Here is a 14693-nt window from a genome sequence, read left to right on the forward strand (position 1 = left end):
TGAGACCAGCGTAGCTGTGCGCTCAAAACGGACCTCGCGAGCCAGAATCGTCAGCTGGATGGACCAACAAGCGTGCCGAGCAGCAGACGCGCTCGGCCGAAGAGCCTAGCACCTGGTCGGCGGTCGGTCCCAAGCCAATTTTCTGCCTGCCGCGCTCCACGTCATTGCAAGACGTTCAAATTTGAGCTTCCGCACTCATGCTTTGTCGAGAGTATCTCCGTAAGTTTTAGTCGTTCTGACGGCGAAATAGGAGAACGCAATGACTCGCAATCACGTTGAACGTCTTGGAGAGTTCAGGGAAATCCTGGTCACAACTCGACGCGAAGGTGTCCGTAACGTCCACCATACTCGCGACGCAATGCGGGCAAGTGGCTTTCAGATCGGGGACAGCGACGGCTCCAGCTACGGAGCCGAGTTGAAGGCGCTCCAGGAGGAAATTGAGGCAGTCGATCGCGCCATCGAAGACGAGAAGCGGTTGGCCTTGGCCCTTGAGGGCGCTGCTCAACCCCGCCGAACGACTAAACCGAGAATCGTGAAGAGAGCTTAGAGTCAGGTTACGGCCTTGCCTCGTCGCGTCGATCGCCTGCGACACCGTATCGGGCTCGTCGCCGCCGTGGTGCAGCGCCCTGACAGCGGACGTTCCGTTTTCGGCCAAATCATGCCATTCGGCGGCTAGCCACTATGATCGACGTGCTCCGCGCGAGAGGACATTAGCCATAGGTGACGGGTATCGGGACGAGAAACCGCTCAGAGATCGAAAACCGACGTCATCAATGTTGTCCCATAGGTTTCGTCGAGACGAGCCTGCCGCGCCAGATTCACGAACGGCTTCTCGGCAACAATGACGTCTGAGAAGGGAATTGCCGTCGTGAATGCAGACATGTCGCGAAGGTCGTTCTCGACGACCGCTCGCGACTGATCCTCCAGGCGCAGTACAAGCTCGCGCTCGACGTTCAGGACCGGAATGTTGACGAGGATGCTTCGCACCAGCGACGAGCTCACATCGCTGACGGTGCGCCAATCCAATCCCAGCTGTCGACCGGTTGCGAGGATGAAGTCCAGCTCATCGACGATCAGCCTCGCTCCGTAGGCACGCTTCCTCATGGCCAATGGCTGGCCAGCCGCGACCGCGCGGCGGGATTCGATCCCAGCGATAAGGTCGGCCGAGCTCGCGCTGTTGAGTCGCACGGCCGCTAGCCGGATCACCTCTTCACCGGAGGTGAGATAATCGAAGAGAGCGTAGGCGGGATCCCGGCGGATGGCATCAAGCACTCCGTGCGAAATCTCGAAGCCGTAGACATCCGGAGAGTAGTCGCCGACGGCTTCGAACCAGAGGTCGGACAGGAACCAATGCCGTTTCGGCTCTGGACGAGTGATCGAGAAGCGGCCAGCTAGATACGCGGCGAGCGTCTCTTCGAGGATGGGGCGCCGTCCCCGGAATACGCGGCCGCCGCTGACCAGCGCTTAGGTGCGCGCCATATTCGCGCGCCTGATCGGATCGTTGATTTTGGTCGTCTCGTAAATGTTGGAGAAGCTCAGAGGCACGATGATCGACTGAGCGCGGATGTCTTCGACCACCTTTGATAGGTCGCATGTTCCCTCCGGAACTCGGCCTTGTCCCAGGCGCCTCGTGCCAACGCCACCCATGCGTTCTGATCAAGGTAGACAATACGGGTCATGGTTCGCTGCTGCTTGCTGCGGTGTCAGGGCGCGTTTCGGAAGGTCCAACAGCAATGCGGAATCGCGCCTCCTGTGCTTCTTGATGGTTTCAAAACTCTACCTCAAAACCATAGTAGCGTCGGTATCGATACCTCTTTTGCATCATCAGACCACACTTGACCGACCATCCCTTTGGGTGCTGAAGCGATGTCCGCTTTCGCAGTCATCTAGGCCTAAATGCTGCCGGTCCGCTATCGGCCCAAATCGAGACGCTCCTTGCGCGTCGAAGAACGTCGTTAATGGTGCTACCGCGACTTTCCAATGAGACTGAAACACCGTCACGATCCTTCTTCGCGAGATAGGGCGAGTGAGGCGTTCGTCGGGCGAAATGCAGCGTTGTAGGTGGGACAAGAACATCGAAAAACATTGGAGCAGATTTGAATTCTTTGCTGTCCCACCAGTTCCTAACTGCTTGATTTAGCTTCTTTTCCAAACATCCTCCGGGCCCACCAAAACCTTTGATTTCAGCGGATTAACCCGAATTCGCCGCAAAAGTGGGCCTATCTAGAGCTAGTTGTTAGTTATTCGTACATTTGATCGTTTCCCGGAAGCGGTGCAGCGCAAGGGCAAACGCTCATCCTCATCCGGGAGCTAAATTCTCCTGCTTGTTAACACCAGCAACACGTAGTGCAGATGCTCTTACTCTGAAAGATCTCCGAGTGATGAGTGCGGTGATTGGCGGCAACGACGTGCGAATAGGCGGGTTTTGATTGGACACAGATCTCCATTTCTGGCGGACGGCAGCTTGGCGCCGTCTTTCCGGTCATTCCTAACTGAGGCGCAATCTCCCAGAGGCGGCCTTTGCAATGAGGTCTCTCTAAAATCCGAGGTCGCGATGCGGCACGAGTCCGGCGACGCGCGCAAAAGGCGCCCGATCCACGGACGTTGGATCGGCGTGAGCCGGGCGGCAATAGTGTTAATCGCCACGATCTAAGAAGCGACGACTATCAGGGCGGTTAGTAGAAACTCGTGGGACATTATATTCTACTCGGCCGCGCAAGTGTAGCCTGTGAAAGTCCGCGCAAACCTCAATACACTAGCGGCTAGAACTGCCCGCCGACACTGGCTCTCACGCCGTGCCTACGGCTGTCCTCGAAGCCGAAGTTGCCGGTGTAGTCCAGCCCCAACCGCATGCCGTTATTCAAGTGAAGATCTGCACCCAACCCTAACGTGACCTGGTTCTGCGCAAAAGCTTGTGTTTGAACATTATAAATCAAGCCTTCCGAAAGATCTGCGTAACGGATATCAACGGAGCTGTCGCCCTCAAACTCGTGCACATATTCAAGCCTTAGACGCGGGGTCAGTGTGCCGACTTCAAGTGCTAAATCGGTAGATGCCGCAAAGCCCAGCGAGCCACCAAAGCTGTCAACCTGCTGCCTGCCATATGCAAGCGAGTATTCGCCGGCCCCTGTTTCCGAAAAGCCGTTCAAGATCGACGACGAGCCCGATAACCTAGCAAACGGCGTCAGCTTCCACGCTCTCAGCTGCGTGTCATACCCCGCGGTAAGCGATGCGTAAAACTGGTCACCATCTCGGTCGCCGCTCCCAAACGCACCTGAGCTCGTATCAAAACGCCTTGAGTTGAAGTCAAATGAGCCATAGCCGATCAACGCATCGACAAAGACACTCGGTGTTGCCATAAAACTTCCGTAGATAGCCGCGCTTATCGCTTCGCCGTCGCTAGTCGTGCCGTTTGTACCTATGTCACTGCTGTCGGTACTGTAGCCCAAAGAAATGCCGCCAACGAAACGCTGGCTGAAACGGTAGTCGATACCAGCCGTGAGATTGTAAGCGATCGAGTCACGCCCAGCCTCGCCTGCACGATCAGTACTGCCAACATCCACCGAGCCACTCGTCCACATCGACAGGCCGAGCTTCTGTGCGCCGTCTTCACAAAGTTCGTTAGGTTGCGGCGTTGACAGTCTCTCGGTGCCGCCATCACTGTCAGGACCGGAAAGCTGAACAGTGTTGGCAAGAAACTGGCGGCAGCTCTCGTCGTGCAGAGCCGCCATGCGCCGGTTGATGTTGTCCATCTGGCCCTGGGCGAACTGCTGCGCAGCCTGCGCCTGCGCCGTTAACAATCCGCGCACATCTGGATCGGTCGATGGATCGGGCCGCGCCTGCACGGTAATCGTCACGGTTGCGGGGTCGGATACGCCACCCGGCCCCGTTAGCGTGTAATTAACGACTACGACCCCTTCGAACACAGGTGCTGCGTCAAACTGCAGAGCGTAATTGGGCGCGCCAACGATGGTTGAGACACCGCCCTCCACAGGAAGACTGGACACGATAGTTGCCGCCGAGAACGGCCCCCCGGTCGCGCCGGGAGTCAATGGCACAGTGACAGTCGCACCTGCCAAAACAGTGGCCGTCAAGTTCGGTGCCGTTGGCAGAGCGGCATCGTCGTTGAGGATCGTGCCAAGCCCCTGACCATCGGCGATGGTGACATTGACCGGGTTGCTCAGGTTGAGCGTAAACGCCTCATCCGGCTCGGAAATCGTGTCGCCATTTACCGGGATATTGATTGTCGCCGTCGTGGCACCAGGCAGAATCGTAAGACTCAGAGACTGAGCCACATAATCGGAACCTGCAGTCGCTGTACCGTCGGCCGTCGCCACCTGCACGCTGACAGTGTTAGCACTCGCGCTGCTCAGTGTCACCGTTAACTGGGCTGACGTGGTCCCCGCATCGCCCTCGACAATGGCAACGTCGCCGACCGAGATCGTTGGCGGAGCGGCATCGTCGTTGAGGATCGTGCCAAGCCCCTGACCATCGGCGATGGTGACATTGACCGGGTTGCTCAGGTTGAGCGTAAACGTCTCATCCGGCTCTAAAATCGTGTCGCCATTTACCGGGATATTGATTGTCGCCGTCGTGGTACCAGGCAGAAACGTAAGACCCAGAGACTGAGCCACATAATCGGAACCTGCAGTCGCTGTACCGTCGGCCGTCGCCACCTGCACGCTGACAGTGTTAGCGCTCGCGCTGCTCAGTGTCACCGCTAACTGGGCTGACGTGGTCCCCGCATCGCCCTCGACAATGGCAACGTCGCCGACCGAGATCGTTGTCGGAGCGGCATCGTCGTTGAGGATCGTGCCAAGCCCCTGACCATCGGCGATGGTGACATTGACCGGGTTGCTCAGGTTGAGCGTAAACGTCTCATCCGGCTCGGAAATCGTGTCGCCATTTACCGGGATATTGATTGTCGCCGTCGTGGCACCAGGCAGAAACGTAAGACCCAGAGACTGAGCCACATAATCGGAACCTGCAGTCGCTGTACCGTCGGCCGTCGCCACCTGCACGCTGACAGCGTTAGCGCTCGCGCTGCTCAGTGTCACCGTTAACTGGGCTGCCGTGGTCCCCGCATTGCCCTCGACAATGGCAACGTCGCCGACCGAGATCATTGGCGGAGCGGCATCGTCGTTGAGGATCGTGCCAAGCCCCTGACCATCGGCGATGGTGACATTGACCGGGTTGCTCAGGTTGAGCGTAAACGTCTCATCCGGCTCCAAAATCGTGTCGCCATTTACCGGGATATTGATTGTCGCCGTCGTGGCACCAGGCAGAAACGTAAGACCCAGAGACTGAGCTACATAATCGGAACCTGCAGTCGCTGTACCGTCGGCCGTCGCCACCTGCACGCTGACAGCGTTAGCGCTCGCGCTGCTCAGTGTCACCGTTAACTGGGCTGACGCGGTCCCCGCATCGCCCTCGACAATGGCAACGTCGCCGACCGAGATCGTTGGCGGAGCGGCATCGTCGTTGAGGATCGTGCCAAGCCCCTGACCATCGGCGATGGTGACATTGACCGGGTTGCTCAGGTTGAGCGTAAACGTCTCATCCGGCTCCAAAATCGTGTCGCCATTTACCGGGATATTGATTGTCGCCGTCGTGGCACCAGGCAGAAACGTAAGACCCAGAGACTGAGCTACATAATCGGAACCTGCAGTCGCTGTACCGTCGGCCGTCGCCACCTGCACGCTGACAGTGTTAGCGCTCGCGCTGCTCAGTGTCACCGTTAACTGGGCTGACGTGGTCCCCGCATTGCCCTCGACAATGGCAACGTCGCCGACCGAGATCGTTTGTGCAAAAGCCGAGTTAGCCGCGGCCGCTGCGAATACCAGAACGCACAATGGAACAGTGAAGCGTGACCGAGACACGCGCAGTAACCATGAATAAATCAAATAAAACTGCAACGGCCACCCCCCCCGAGAGCGACTCGCATTAAATCTAGTGACAGGCCCATCACCAGCCATCGCCGATAAAAATTGTTGGATTTTGAAGTTATGTGGCAATCGCGCAACATGCCCCGATCACCTTTGGCTGCAGCTAGGAGCAGCGGTGCGTAAGTATTGAACTAAGATTGCGGGCGCCAGTCCGCGCTATTTGCATAGCTCTCTAGCAAGCTCCGTAGCTTTCGCGACCGGCTGGATGCCTCAGCTTGAGCAGACTCGGCCTGGATCTTGCGAAAACGTTCGCGCTTCACCGAGGACTCCGACCGACGTCCTTCCAGCGTTTTGTCTGTGTCCACTCCTATGCCGATGCGGATGTTCACGTGCAGCACGCGCTTGTTAAGCCGGGCGAGCAAGGTCAGTTCGCTCATCGGCGTCTCGCCGAAGATTGCACTCGGATCGCGGCACTATCCAACCGGCGCCAGCTTTGCGCCGCATGTCGGTCGTTTGGGCTGGCTTCAACAGATCCTGAAAGCGGACCCGCCAACGATAAAGCCAAGATGCAGGAGATGCTCGTTGCCTGCTGCGTGACCGGAATGAGCGGCATGGCGTTGAAAGCGGCCGGCTTCCCATCGGCGCGTTGCGGACGAGGACGTTTCGCCCCACGCGTCCTAACCTTCAACCTTTTGCCAGACGGAGACATGTTTATCGCTGACCCGCGTGAACAGCTCCTTTTTCCAGCCGCCCCAACGCTCTTTGAGCCTTAAACCAGCCAGTCGCGCCATAAGATCGAATTCTGCTGGCCAGGCATAACGAAACGGTACTGAGAATCGCTCATAGCTTCCGTCACGGAGCCAGATGTGATGGGACGAGAAATTCTGGTTCACCACGTCGTACTCGTCGACGCCCCAATGCGTTTCGCCGTGGTCGAACGCCAGGATCGTCTCGCCGACCGGCAGCCGCTGAAGCGGTGGCACGCCGACCTCAATCAGGAAGTGTCCATCAGGTTCGAGATGCGCGGCTGCGTTCCGGAAGCAGGCGAGCTGAGCGTCCTGCGATGTCAGGTTGTTTATCGTATTGAAAACCAGATAGATGAGTGAGAACCGTCTCGCGACATCCGTCGTTACCATATCGCCGATCGCTACCGAGATCTCCGCGCCTCCTTCTTTAGCGCGAAGGCGAGACACCATCGGCCTCGAAAGCTCGATGCCCTCCACCTGCACCCCTTTCCGCCCAAGAGGAAGTGCGATGCGTCCGGTTCCGATCGCGAATTCCAAGGCGCGCCCGCCTCCTGCGAGCTCGGCCAGGAGATCAACGGCCGGCTCGATCACCTCTGGCGCAGAGATGCCTTTATCATCATCGTAGGTCGCAGCGATCTTCTCGTCGAAAAGCCCGTCATCATGCATTCTGTCTGCCTCTCTGGTACGCTTGTTTCAAGACCGGCGGCGCTATCGCGTTGACCGCGGCTTCGTGGACATCGCATTAATTCGTGAGCCGTCGCGAAAGGGATCAGCGAGGGCTTCCACCCATCCGCTCGGGGCATGGGATTCCCCGCAGGCAACCGCATCCATGGCAGCGGCCGGTGATCTGTTTCGTCGCTCGCTGGCTGCGACGGTGCCAGTCCAAGCGAACTCGCGAATATCGCGACGCGCAATACCTATGTCCGCCAGATCACGATCCGATAGTCGGTGTAGTGCGTGTTCGGTCTCGCTCCGTTGCCACCAGCAGGCTCCGAACCTCAAAGCTGGCAGCTTCGTCAGAAGGCCGCGGGCAAGGCGCTCCGGGATTTCGGCTATTTGGAATTCCAGTGTCATGACTTTCGTCCAAGTTGTGCTGAGTATTGCCAACCTAGTGAACTGCCCTCAGACGTGTTATCGGCAGTATGACAAATTATGTCTCTGAGCCGCCATGATTGCCCGCGACAACCTGATCAACGTTCATTTGCCGGAAGACGGGTTCGGAGATTATCCGCATACCGCTGTCGCTCAGGGCGGAGCAGAGCCCGCCGGGCGGACCTACGCTTTTCATACGCACCACCGGGCGCAGCTTTTCCAGATCGTGCGGGGATCGTTGAGGCTGGAGACCGAGCGGGGTTACTTCATCATCCCGCCCGAACGCGCGGTGTTCGTGCCGTCCGGGGTCCTCCACAAGGTGACCTACCTGCAGGAGACGGAGCGCAGCTATCTCTTTTTCCGCCCCGACGCGGTGGCGAGCCTGTCACCGGAAGTCTCCGTGATCGGTACGACGCGGCTCCTGCGCGAGCTAATCCTGGCGTTTCTGGAAATACCTCGCGCGGATGCGGGCAGCCTCCGCGCCGAACGACTTGTGGCAGTCATTCTCGACCAGCTCCAGACGAGTCCGGTCGCACCGTTGTCTCTCCCGTTGCCGGCATCCGAACGCCTCCGGGACATCGCCGCAGACATTCGGAATGAGCCGGGCGCAGATTGGCCCCTCGATGAGCTTGCGTCACGTGCGGCCATGTCCCCACGTAGCTTCCAGCGTCACTTCCAGTCTGAGACAGGGATGAGTTTCCGCGCCTGGCGACAGCAGGCGAAACTGCTGAAATCGGTGGAGTGGCTCGCCGGTGGCCGAAGCGTCGGCGACATCGCTTTTGCACTCGGCTACTCAGGCCCCAGCGCCTTCATCGCGGTTTTTCGGGCGGCCTTCGGTACCTCTCCCGGAAAATACTTCCAAGACACGCCTCTGAAGCTGTGATTCACCGGATGCCCGGCGCGCCTTACCGCGTAAGTCTGCCTTCTTGGCCTCGCTTTTCAGAACCTGCCAGTCTCCTTCCGGCCCCAAACCCGACATTTAGAGATGGCCTGAGGGAGAACCGCTTTTGGTGCAACTTTGACCTTGTCGGCATCCGAGTTCGTGCAGCTGAACACAGGTCGCTCTGGATCCTACGGGCGTCATGTGGTGGGACAAAAACATTGAAAAACATTGGAACAGATTTGCAATGTTGCGCGGTCCCACCGACCTCTAACCGCTTGATTTGATTTATTTTCCAAACATCCTCCGGGCCCACCGAAACCTTTGATTTCATTGATGAAAATTGCCATCGGCCCAAAACGTTTTGGGCCTATTATGGGCCCGTGGAGACCGGAGGGAACACAGATTGTCTCCGCAGGCGCTGAAACTATGTTCTTGCCTGTCGCAGGCTTCACGGGCAACCCGCAATTCAAGGTCGAGATTATGCGCGGTGGGCGGAGTCTGGTGATGGCCTCGGCACTCAGGTCGCAAGAGCTGTCGCTCGCGATACGATGACGCCAACCATTGCAGCCGCCGCCACAGCCAGGCAACGATCTCAATCAACGCCACACCCGTGACAATCGGTCATTGCATCGGCGGATCCTGTCCTTTACGTGCAAAGCTGCGGCAACTGAAGGCGGAGGCCTGATACAGATGATCCCGGGCCAGACCTGCCGTGGCCAAGCCGGATGATGAGATCGAGTTCAGAGGTTCGCGCGTTGCGCGGTTGCCGGAGAAGTTTCGAGATGCGTGGGGGCGCTGCCTACGAAAGCGGAGACACGCTCTAGGACAACCTTGTCGCTCAGGAACTCTCCGTGGTGGCCCAAGCCGTCGACGAGCAGCCACTCAGCGCCCGGCCAAATGGAGGCAACAGCCTCCGCACCCTTGTAAGGAACAACCGGGTCATCGGATGAATGAATGAACAGGGCAGGCTGGGACATTTTCGCCGCCTGTCGCCGCATGTCGATGCGATCCGGATGGAGCCCGATCAAACGTTCCAACCGCAGCAAGATCGCGTCTTCGTCTCCTTCAAGCCCAGCCTTGCGCGCCATGAACCGGGCCCAGTGGCCGTAGTGCGTCGGTGTGGCGAGGAGGACGACCCGCTCAGCTGAAAGACCTTGCTCCAGAGCCTGAACCACGCAGGCGCCTCCGATAGAATGTCCCAATACCAGAGCGAATGGTCCAGCGATCCGATCGAGAGCTTGCAGAACAGCGGCGGCCAACGGAATGGACAATCGTTCGCCGGCCGAATCTCCATGCCCGGGAAGGTCTGGAAGCCAGACCGCGTAGCCGGCCTCAACGAGCTTTTGGCCGATGCCCATGAGGTCGGAACGCCGTCCCTGCCATCCATGCACAAGCAGCGCATTGCGCCCGGATCCCCAGCGATGGACTCGCACCTCGATCTGCCGACCGTCTGGCCAGTCGCCCGGCGCCTCGACTTGCAGTGTTAAGGATTCCGTGTTCGACAGTTCCTGAAACTGCTGGTCTAGAGGCGGTCGCTTGACACGGAGCAGCTTGTCGGCAAACCCTGCAGGTCGGTTTTCGGCGTCGCTCACTTTTTTCTGTCGCATAGCAAAACCTTTCCTGCTGTTCGATCGATGTGTGGAACCGCGTCGCGGTCGTTTTCGCCTGGTCAAACGAGGCGGACGCACGTTTTGGAAACCTGGAGATCAAGCTGTCCTTCGCATACCCAGCGCCGTTAACGCGCTGATCGCCGCGCCGAGGGCGATGAGTTGCCAACTTACTTGAAAGGCGGGCAATGCCTGGTTCGGGGCGAGACTGAGAGAGCCCGTAACCGACACCAGCAGCGCCACGCCCAGCACATAGCCAAGTTGGCGGCTTGTATTGACCACCGCGCTACCCGTAGCTGTCATGTTTGCTGGAAGATCGCGCGATGCGCTCCCAATCATGGTCGGCATGGCGATGCCGATGCCGATGCCGACCAACATCCATGCCGGCATGATATCTATGCTGTAGCGGGGAGCGATTGACGCCATGAAGGCGAGGCTCAACGCTCCAATTGCAAAAATGACATTCCCGACGATCACAAGCACCCGCGGTGACGCGGTAGACGCAAACTTCTGAACGAAATAAGCGGCTATGGGCACGCAAACAGGGCCAGGGACGATCGCAAATCCGGTTTCGATCAAGGAAAGGCCGGCAACTGTTTGCAACCAGATTGCGACGCTCAGAAACATAGCGGCAAAGGCCGTGCAGAACAGAATGATGGTGATGTTCGCCCAGGTGAATGTCGAAACCCTGAAGAGGTCCGGATCCACGATCGGCGCCTGGTGAAACAGGATTCGCCCTACGAGCCAGGCCGCAGCCAGAATGGCGAAGGCATAGTAGACTATGATTTCCAAGCTCGTTGATTGTTCATGTCCGACTACGGCGAGAGACAGTGACCCGACAGCGATTGCAGCGAGCAAGGCGCCGAATAGATCGAGATTTTTGGTCGAGACACTGGCCGGCTGGATACTTGGTATCAACAATGCGGCTGCGATGCCGGCAATAATTCCGACGGGCAGATTTATGATGAAAACCCATCGCCATGAATATTCTGCAAGAACCCCGCCAAGGGCCGGGCCAACGGCCGCAGCAAGCGCGGATGTCGTCGCCCAGATCTTGACCGCCCCCGCCCGCTTTTGCGCAGGAAGAACCGTCAATATAAGGCCAAGGCTGCTCGGAGTGAGCATCGCGGCTCCCGCTGCTTGCAACACGCGGGAAAGTATGAGCGACCACATCGCGCCCGAAAGCGCACAGCCAACGCTGGCCAGCGTGAATATGGTCAGGCCCGCAAGGAACGCACGCTTGCGTCCCCACTTGTCGGCGAGCCCGCCGAACGGAATCAGCAAGGCCGCATAAACTATGGTGTAGCCGTTCAGAATCCAGCTGAGATCGGCAAAGCTGGCTTGGGGAAATTCGGCGCTTATTCGACGGAAGGCGACATTGACGATGAATACGTCAATCATTGCCATGAATGCCGCCCCACATAGGACGAAAGTTGTCAGCAGCGATCTCTGATCTGAGATTTCGCTGGAGAATGCGGCGTGCGTTTGTGTGTCCATTGTTGTCATCTACCCTTTAGGCAGTTCAACCCTGCCATCGCGCAACGGTCAGTTGGATATTCAAACTCTGAAAATTACACAGTAGGTTTGATATCACAACCCACTATGGTTTGATTTTCCAACTTTCTCTTGGTATGAGGTCTGGAATGCAATCGAAGGCCCCCGATGTAACCCCACGCCTGTGCAATATCGCAGCCGCCCTTGAGGTCGTGGGCGATCGCTGGAGTCTTCTGGTCGTTCGGGAGTTGCTTTACGGGCAGCAGAAATTCAATGAGATCGTCAACAACACCGGAGCGGCGCGGGATATTCTCGCCGTCCGGCTTCGCAAGTTGGAAGAGCACGGTGTCCTGGACCGTGAGCCGTATAGCGATCATCCATTGCGCTACACATATCGGCTTACCGCCGCAGGGCGCGCCCTTCTGCCTGTACTGCTCACCTTAAAGCAGTGGGGCCAGGATCATGTTCGGGACGGACAACCGGACTCGGTCCGCCTTATCCACCGACAGTGTGATCACGAAGTCGTGGCGCGGGTGCATTGCCGCGCTTGTGGCGAACGTTTGACGTCTCGCGATCTGGAAGTGAATGGAAAGCAGCGCAACGACGCTTCGGAGCGCTGATCGGCGGCGTCGTAATTGGGGGGCTATCGCGTGTCTCTTGCAGGAAGGCGACGAGATGATCTTCCACCTACATCGAGGCCTCCGGTCGCCGCGAAAGCCGCTTTGTGCGATGACGCGTCATTGTTGTTACAGAACTTAGTCCAGCCAGGGCACTATGATGCCCGTGACAAGCACATGTTGCCCTTGACGCACTCTCGCGCCCCAGGCCTGGGCGATGACGACTCCGTCTACTCCGGCCCGCACCTCCCATGGCGTGGCGTCAATACGCTCGAAATCGTGGACCAGCCCGACCACGGTGCCCACCTTGACGCGCACTCCGCAGGCCATCAGTGGTTCGTAATGTCCGCTGACCGGCGAGGTGGTGAAGCACTCGCGGGCGACCATCGCCGCCTTGACCTGAGAATTGTCGCGATGATGGTCGATTGGCGCGATGCTACCCTTGAGTTGGCCGCTGTGGATCGCGGCCGCGATTACCCCCTGGCGGCCCCAGCGTATGCCCAGATGCTGCGCTGCCGCACCCCAGCCAAGCTCGGACCCGATGGTGATCTTGCCCAGCGCCTCCGCTTCGCTTGGTAGCAGACCGGGCGTTTCGTTCTGATAGACGATCACCACGGGCGTGCCGAACCAGCGCGCCGCACTCTCGATGTGTCGGCCCTGTTCCGGATCGTCGATCGGGTGGAAGCTCGTTGCCGGCGCGAAGCGCGCCACCTCGCCCCCGGCGTGTAGGTCGATGACGACATGCACATGCGGCCATATTGCTTCGCGCACGAAGCGGGCGATGCGATGGGTGATTCGACCGAGAGCGGGCGTGGCCCCGGCCCCCTCGACAAAGGCACGGTTGAGGTTGACGCCGTCGTCGAGCGTTGAATCCCGCGTGCCGGCGCGGAACGCGGCGGGATTGAGCACCGGAACGAGGATGATGCGCCCGCGCACCGCCTCGGTGTCAATCTCGGAGAGCAGATGCTTGAGCACCATTGGCCCTTCATACTCGTTGCCGTGGTTCGAGCCGAAGGCGACGAGACCCTGGCCGTGTCGTGCTTCGGGGCCGACGATGACGGTCAGCGGGATGAGATGATCGCCCCAAATCGAGTCATGTTCGAGGGCCACGAAATAGTCGCGGCGCCCGCGGGATTCGAGGTCGAGCTGCGCTGGATTAACGATGGTGCGCTTCATAGCACGCTGCCTGTCTCGATCCGATGCGCCGCCACAAAGTCGCGGTCCACCTCGACGCCGGTGCCTACGCCGTCGGGTACCGCGACCATGCCATTGGTATCGAGCTTGAAGGGCGAAATGGCGACGCCCCCAGTCAGCTTGCTCTGGCTCACGTTGAATTCCAGGAATGGCGCCCGAGGCAGACTGGCGATGAGCTGTAGACTATAGCCGGTCAGCAGGTGCGTCAGCCAGGAATGGGGCACCAGGTCGATATTGGCGCTCACCGCCATCTCGGCCACGCGGCGCGCCACGGTCAGCCCGCCACAGCGGGTCAGGTCCGGTTGGATGACATCGACGCAGCCATCGCCGATGAACCGCTCGAACTCCCAGATGGTCGACAACTGCTCGCCTGCGGCGACGGGAGTCGGGCTCAGCGGTCGGATTTCGGCATATTCGCGGGTTCGCTCGGGATGAATGAAATCCTCGATCCAGCCCACCTGGAAATCGGCGAGCCATTCGCAGAGTTCGAGTGCTTCGCGCCGGCTGCGCGACGGACCCGGCTTGCTCCAGCCGGCCGGATACCAGCCCGGATCGACCAGCAGATGCCGGTCGGGGCCTAGCGCCTCGCGCGCCGCCGCCACCAGTTCGCGGTCGCGACCCTTGTCTTCGCCAAACACCCCCCAGCCGAACTTCACGGCCTTGAAGCCCTTGTCGATATAGCCGCGGGCGGCCTCGGCCATGCCCTCTGGCGTCGAGCGGAAAAGCGTCGAGGCGTATGCCATGACCCGGTCATGCCGCCGTCCGCCCAGCAATTGCGCAATCGACATGCCGGCCACCTGAGCGCGGATCGACCAGAGGCAGAGGTCGATGGCCGAGATGCATTGCATGGCGATACCGCGGCGGCCGTAATAGGCGCTGCCAACATAGAGCTTGTCCCACAGTCGTTCGACATCGAGCGGGTTCTCGCCAACCAGGATGTCGGACAGCGTTCTGAAGCCCAGCGTGCCCATGCCTTGGCCGGCTATGATGGCCACCGCGGCCGGAGCCAGAGTTTCGGCATCCGACCAGCCCTCGAAGCCCTCGTCGGTCTCGACGCGCACCAGCAACTGCCAGTCGCCATTGTCGGTGGCCTCGGCGCCACTGGTTGAGGAGGTGTATTTCTGGTCGCCCTTGAGAAGGATGGGCTCTATGCGCGTAATCTTCATGGCTGATCT

12 protein-coding genes are annotated in these 14693 nt (G+C 59.2%); 3 read left to right on the plus strand and 9 right to left on the minus strand.

From position 1 onward, the window contains the following. Positions 1-259: 259 nt before the first annotated feature. A complete protein-coding gene (locus ABID19_RS00820) occupies positions 260-547 on the plus strand; it encodes a hypothetical protein (RefSeq protein WP_352938689.1) in 288 nt (95 codons plus the stop codon). Positions 548-747: 200 nt separating this feature from the next. On the opposite strand, the gene ABID19_RS00825 is transcribed toward ABID19_RS00820, so the two are convergent. The 5 genes from ABID19_RS00825 to ABID19_RS00845 form a co-directional block, all read right to left on the minus strand. Beyond that, positions 748-1272, minus strand: a complete 525-nt coding sequence (locus ABID19_RS00825) for a hypothetical protein (RefSeq protein ID WP_354487233.1) — start codon at positions 1270-1272, stop codon at positions 748-750. A 1490-nt stretch (positions 1273-2762) separates the two neighbouring features. Next, a complete protein-coding gene (locus tag ABID19_RS00830) occupies positions 2763-5915 on the minus strand; it encodes a Calx-beta domain-containing protein (protein WP_354487234.1) in 3153 nt (1050 codons plus the stop codon). A gap of 161 nt (positions 5916-6076) precedes the next feature. Next, a complete protein-coding gene (locus ABID19_RS00835) occupies positions 6077-6322 on the minus strand; it encodes a hypothetical protein (RefSeq protein WP_354487236.1) in 246 nt (81 codons plus the stop codon). 240 nt (positions 6323-6562) lie between these two features. Beyond that, positions 6563-7297, minus strand: coding sequence for a class I SAM-dependent DNA methyltransferase (locus ABID19_RS00840; RefSeq protein WP_354487238.1), 735 nt, complete (start codon positions 7295-7297; stop codon positions 6563-6565). A 42-nt stretch (positions 7298-7339) separates the two neighbouring features. Beyond that, a complete protein-coding gene (locus tag ABID19_RS00845; RefSeq protein WP_354487239.1) occupies positions 7340-7705 on the minus strand; it encodes a DUF1127 domain-containing protein in 366 nt (121 codons plus the stop codon). A 94-nt stretch (positions 7706-7799) separates the two neighbouring features. Here ABID19_RS00845 and ABID19_RS00850 point away from each other — a divergent pair, with 94 nt between their 5' ends. Then, on the plus strand, positions 7800-8606 hold the full coding sequence (locus ABID19_RS00850) for a helix-turn-helix transcriptional regulator (RefSeq protein WP_354487240.1): 807 nt from the start codon (positions 7800-7802) through the stop codon (positions 8604-8606). Positions 8607-9346: 740 nt separating this feature from the next. On the opposite strand, the gene ABID19_RS00855 is transcribed toward ABID19_RS00850, so the two are convergent. Continuing rightward, positions 9347-10213 (minus strand): alpha/beta hydrolase, encoded by an 867-nt coding sequence (locus ABID19_RS00855; protein ID WP_354487242.1) that lies wholly within the window; start codon positions 10211-10213, stop codon positions 9347-9349. A 99-nt stretch (positions 10214-10312) separates the two neighbouring features. After that, the gene (locus tag ABID19_RS00860) at positions 10313-11719 is read right to left on the minus strand and encodes an MFS transporter (protein ID WP_354487243.1); all 1407 of its coding nucleotides are present in this window, start codon (positions 11717-11719) and stop codon (positions 10313-10315) included. 137 nt (positions 11720-11856) lie between these two features. Here ABID19_RS00860 and ABID19_RS00865 point away from each other — a divergent pair, with 137 nt between their 5' ends. Further along, complete coding sequence (locus tag ABID19_RS00865) at positions 11857-12327, plus strand: winged helix-turn-helix transcriptional regulator (RefSeq protein WP_354487244.1); 471 nt, start codon at positions 11857-11859, stop codon at positions 12325-12327. 135 nt (positions 12328-12462) lie between these two features. On the opposite strand, the gene ABID19_RS00870 is transcribed toward ABID19_RS00865, so the two are convergent. Together ABID19_RS00870 and ABID19_RS00875 are read right to left on the minus strand one after the other, a co-directional pair. Beyond that, entirely contained in the window at positions 12463-13500 is a 1038-nt protein-coding gene (locus ABID19_RS00870; RefSeq protein WP_354487246.1) for a M14 family metallopeptidase, read from the minus strand. Beyond that, on the minus strand, positions 13497-14684 hold the full coding sequence (locus tag ABID19_RS00875) for a mandelate racemase/muconate lactonizing enzyme family protein (RefSeq protein ID WP_354487247.1): 1188 nt from the start codon (positions 14682-14684) through the stop codon (positions 13497-13499). Before ABID19_RS00875 ends, ABID19_RS00870 begins: the two co-directional genes overlap by 4 nt. Positions 14685-14693 lie beyond the last annotated feature (9 nt).

It is taken from the genome of Mesorhizobium robiniae (assembly GCF_040545535.1).
Lineage (GTDB): Bacteria > Pseudomonadota > Alphaproteobacteria > Rhizobiales > Rhizobiaceae > Mesorhizobium > Mesorhizobium robiniae.

Coding starts and splice junctions, on each gene's coding strand:
- ABID19_RS00820 (WP_352938689.1), top strand. CDS start 260: ATGACTCGCAATCACGTTGAACGTCTTGGAGAGTTCAGGGAAATCCTG.
- ABID19_RS00835 (WP_354487236.1), bottom strand. CDS start 6,322: ATGAGCGAACTGACCTTGCTCGCCCGGCTTAACAAGCGCGTGCTGCAC.
- ABID19_RS00840 (WP_354487238.1), bottom strand. CDS start 7,297: ATGCATGATGACGGGCTTTTCGACGAGAAGATCGCTGCGACCTACGAT.
- ABID19_RS00845 (WP_354487239.1), bottom strand. CDS start 7,705: ATGACACTGGAATTCCAAATAGCCGAAATCCCGGAGCGCCTTGCCCGC.
- ABID19_RS00850 (WP_354487240.1), top strand. CDS start 7,800: ATGATTGCCCGCGACAACCTGATCAACGTTCATTTGCCGGAAGACGGG.
- ABID19_RS00855 (WP_354487242.1), bottom strand. CDS start 10,213: ATGCGACAGAAAAAAGTGAGCGACGCCGAAAACCGACCTGCAGGGTTT.
- ABID19_RS00860 (WP_354487243.1), bottom strand. CDS start 11,719: ATGACAACAATGGACACACAAACGCACGCCGCATTCTCCAGCGAAATC.
- ABID19_RS00865 (WP_354487244.1), top strand. CDS start 11,857: ATGCAATCGAAGGCCCCCGATGTAACCCCACGCCTGTGCAATATCGCA.
- ABID19_RS00870 (WP_354487246.1), bottom strand. CDS start 13,500: ATGAAGCGCACCATCGTTAATCCAGCGCAGCTCGACCTCGAATCCCGC.
- ABID19_RS00875 (WP_354487247.1), bottom strand. CDS start 14,684: ATGAAGATTACGCGCATAGAGCCCATCCTTCTCAAGGGCGACCAGAAA.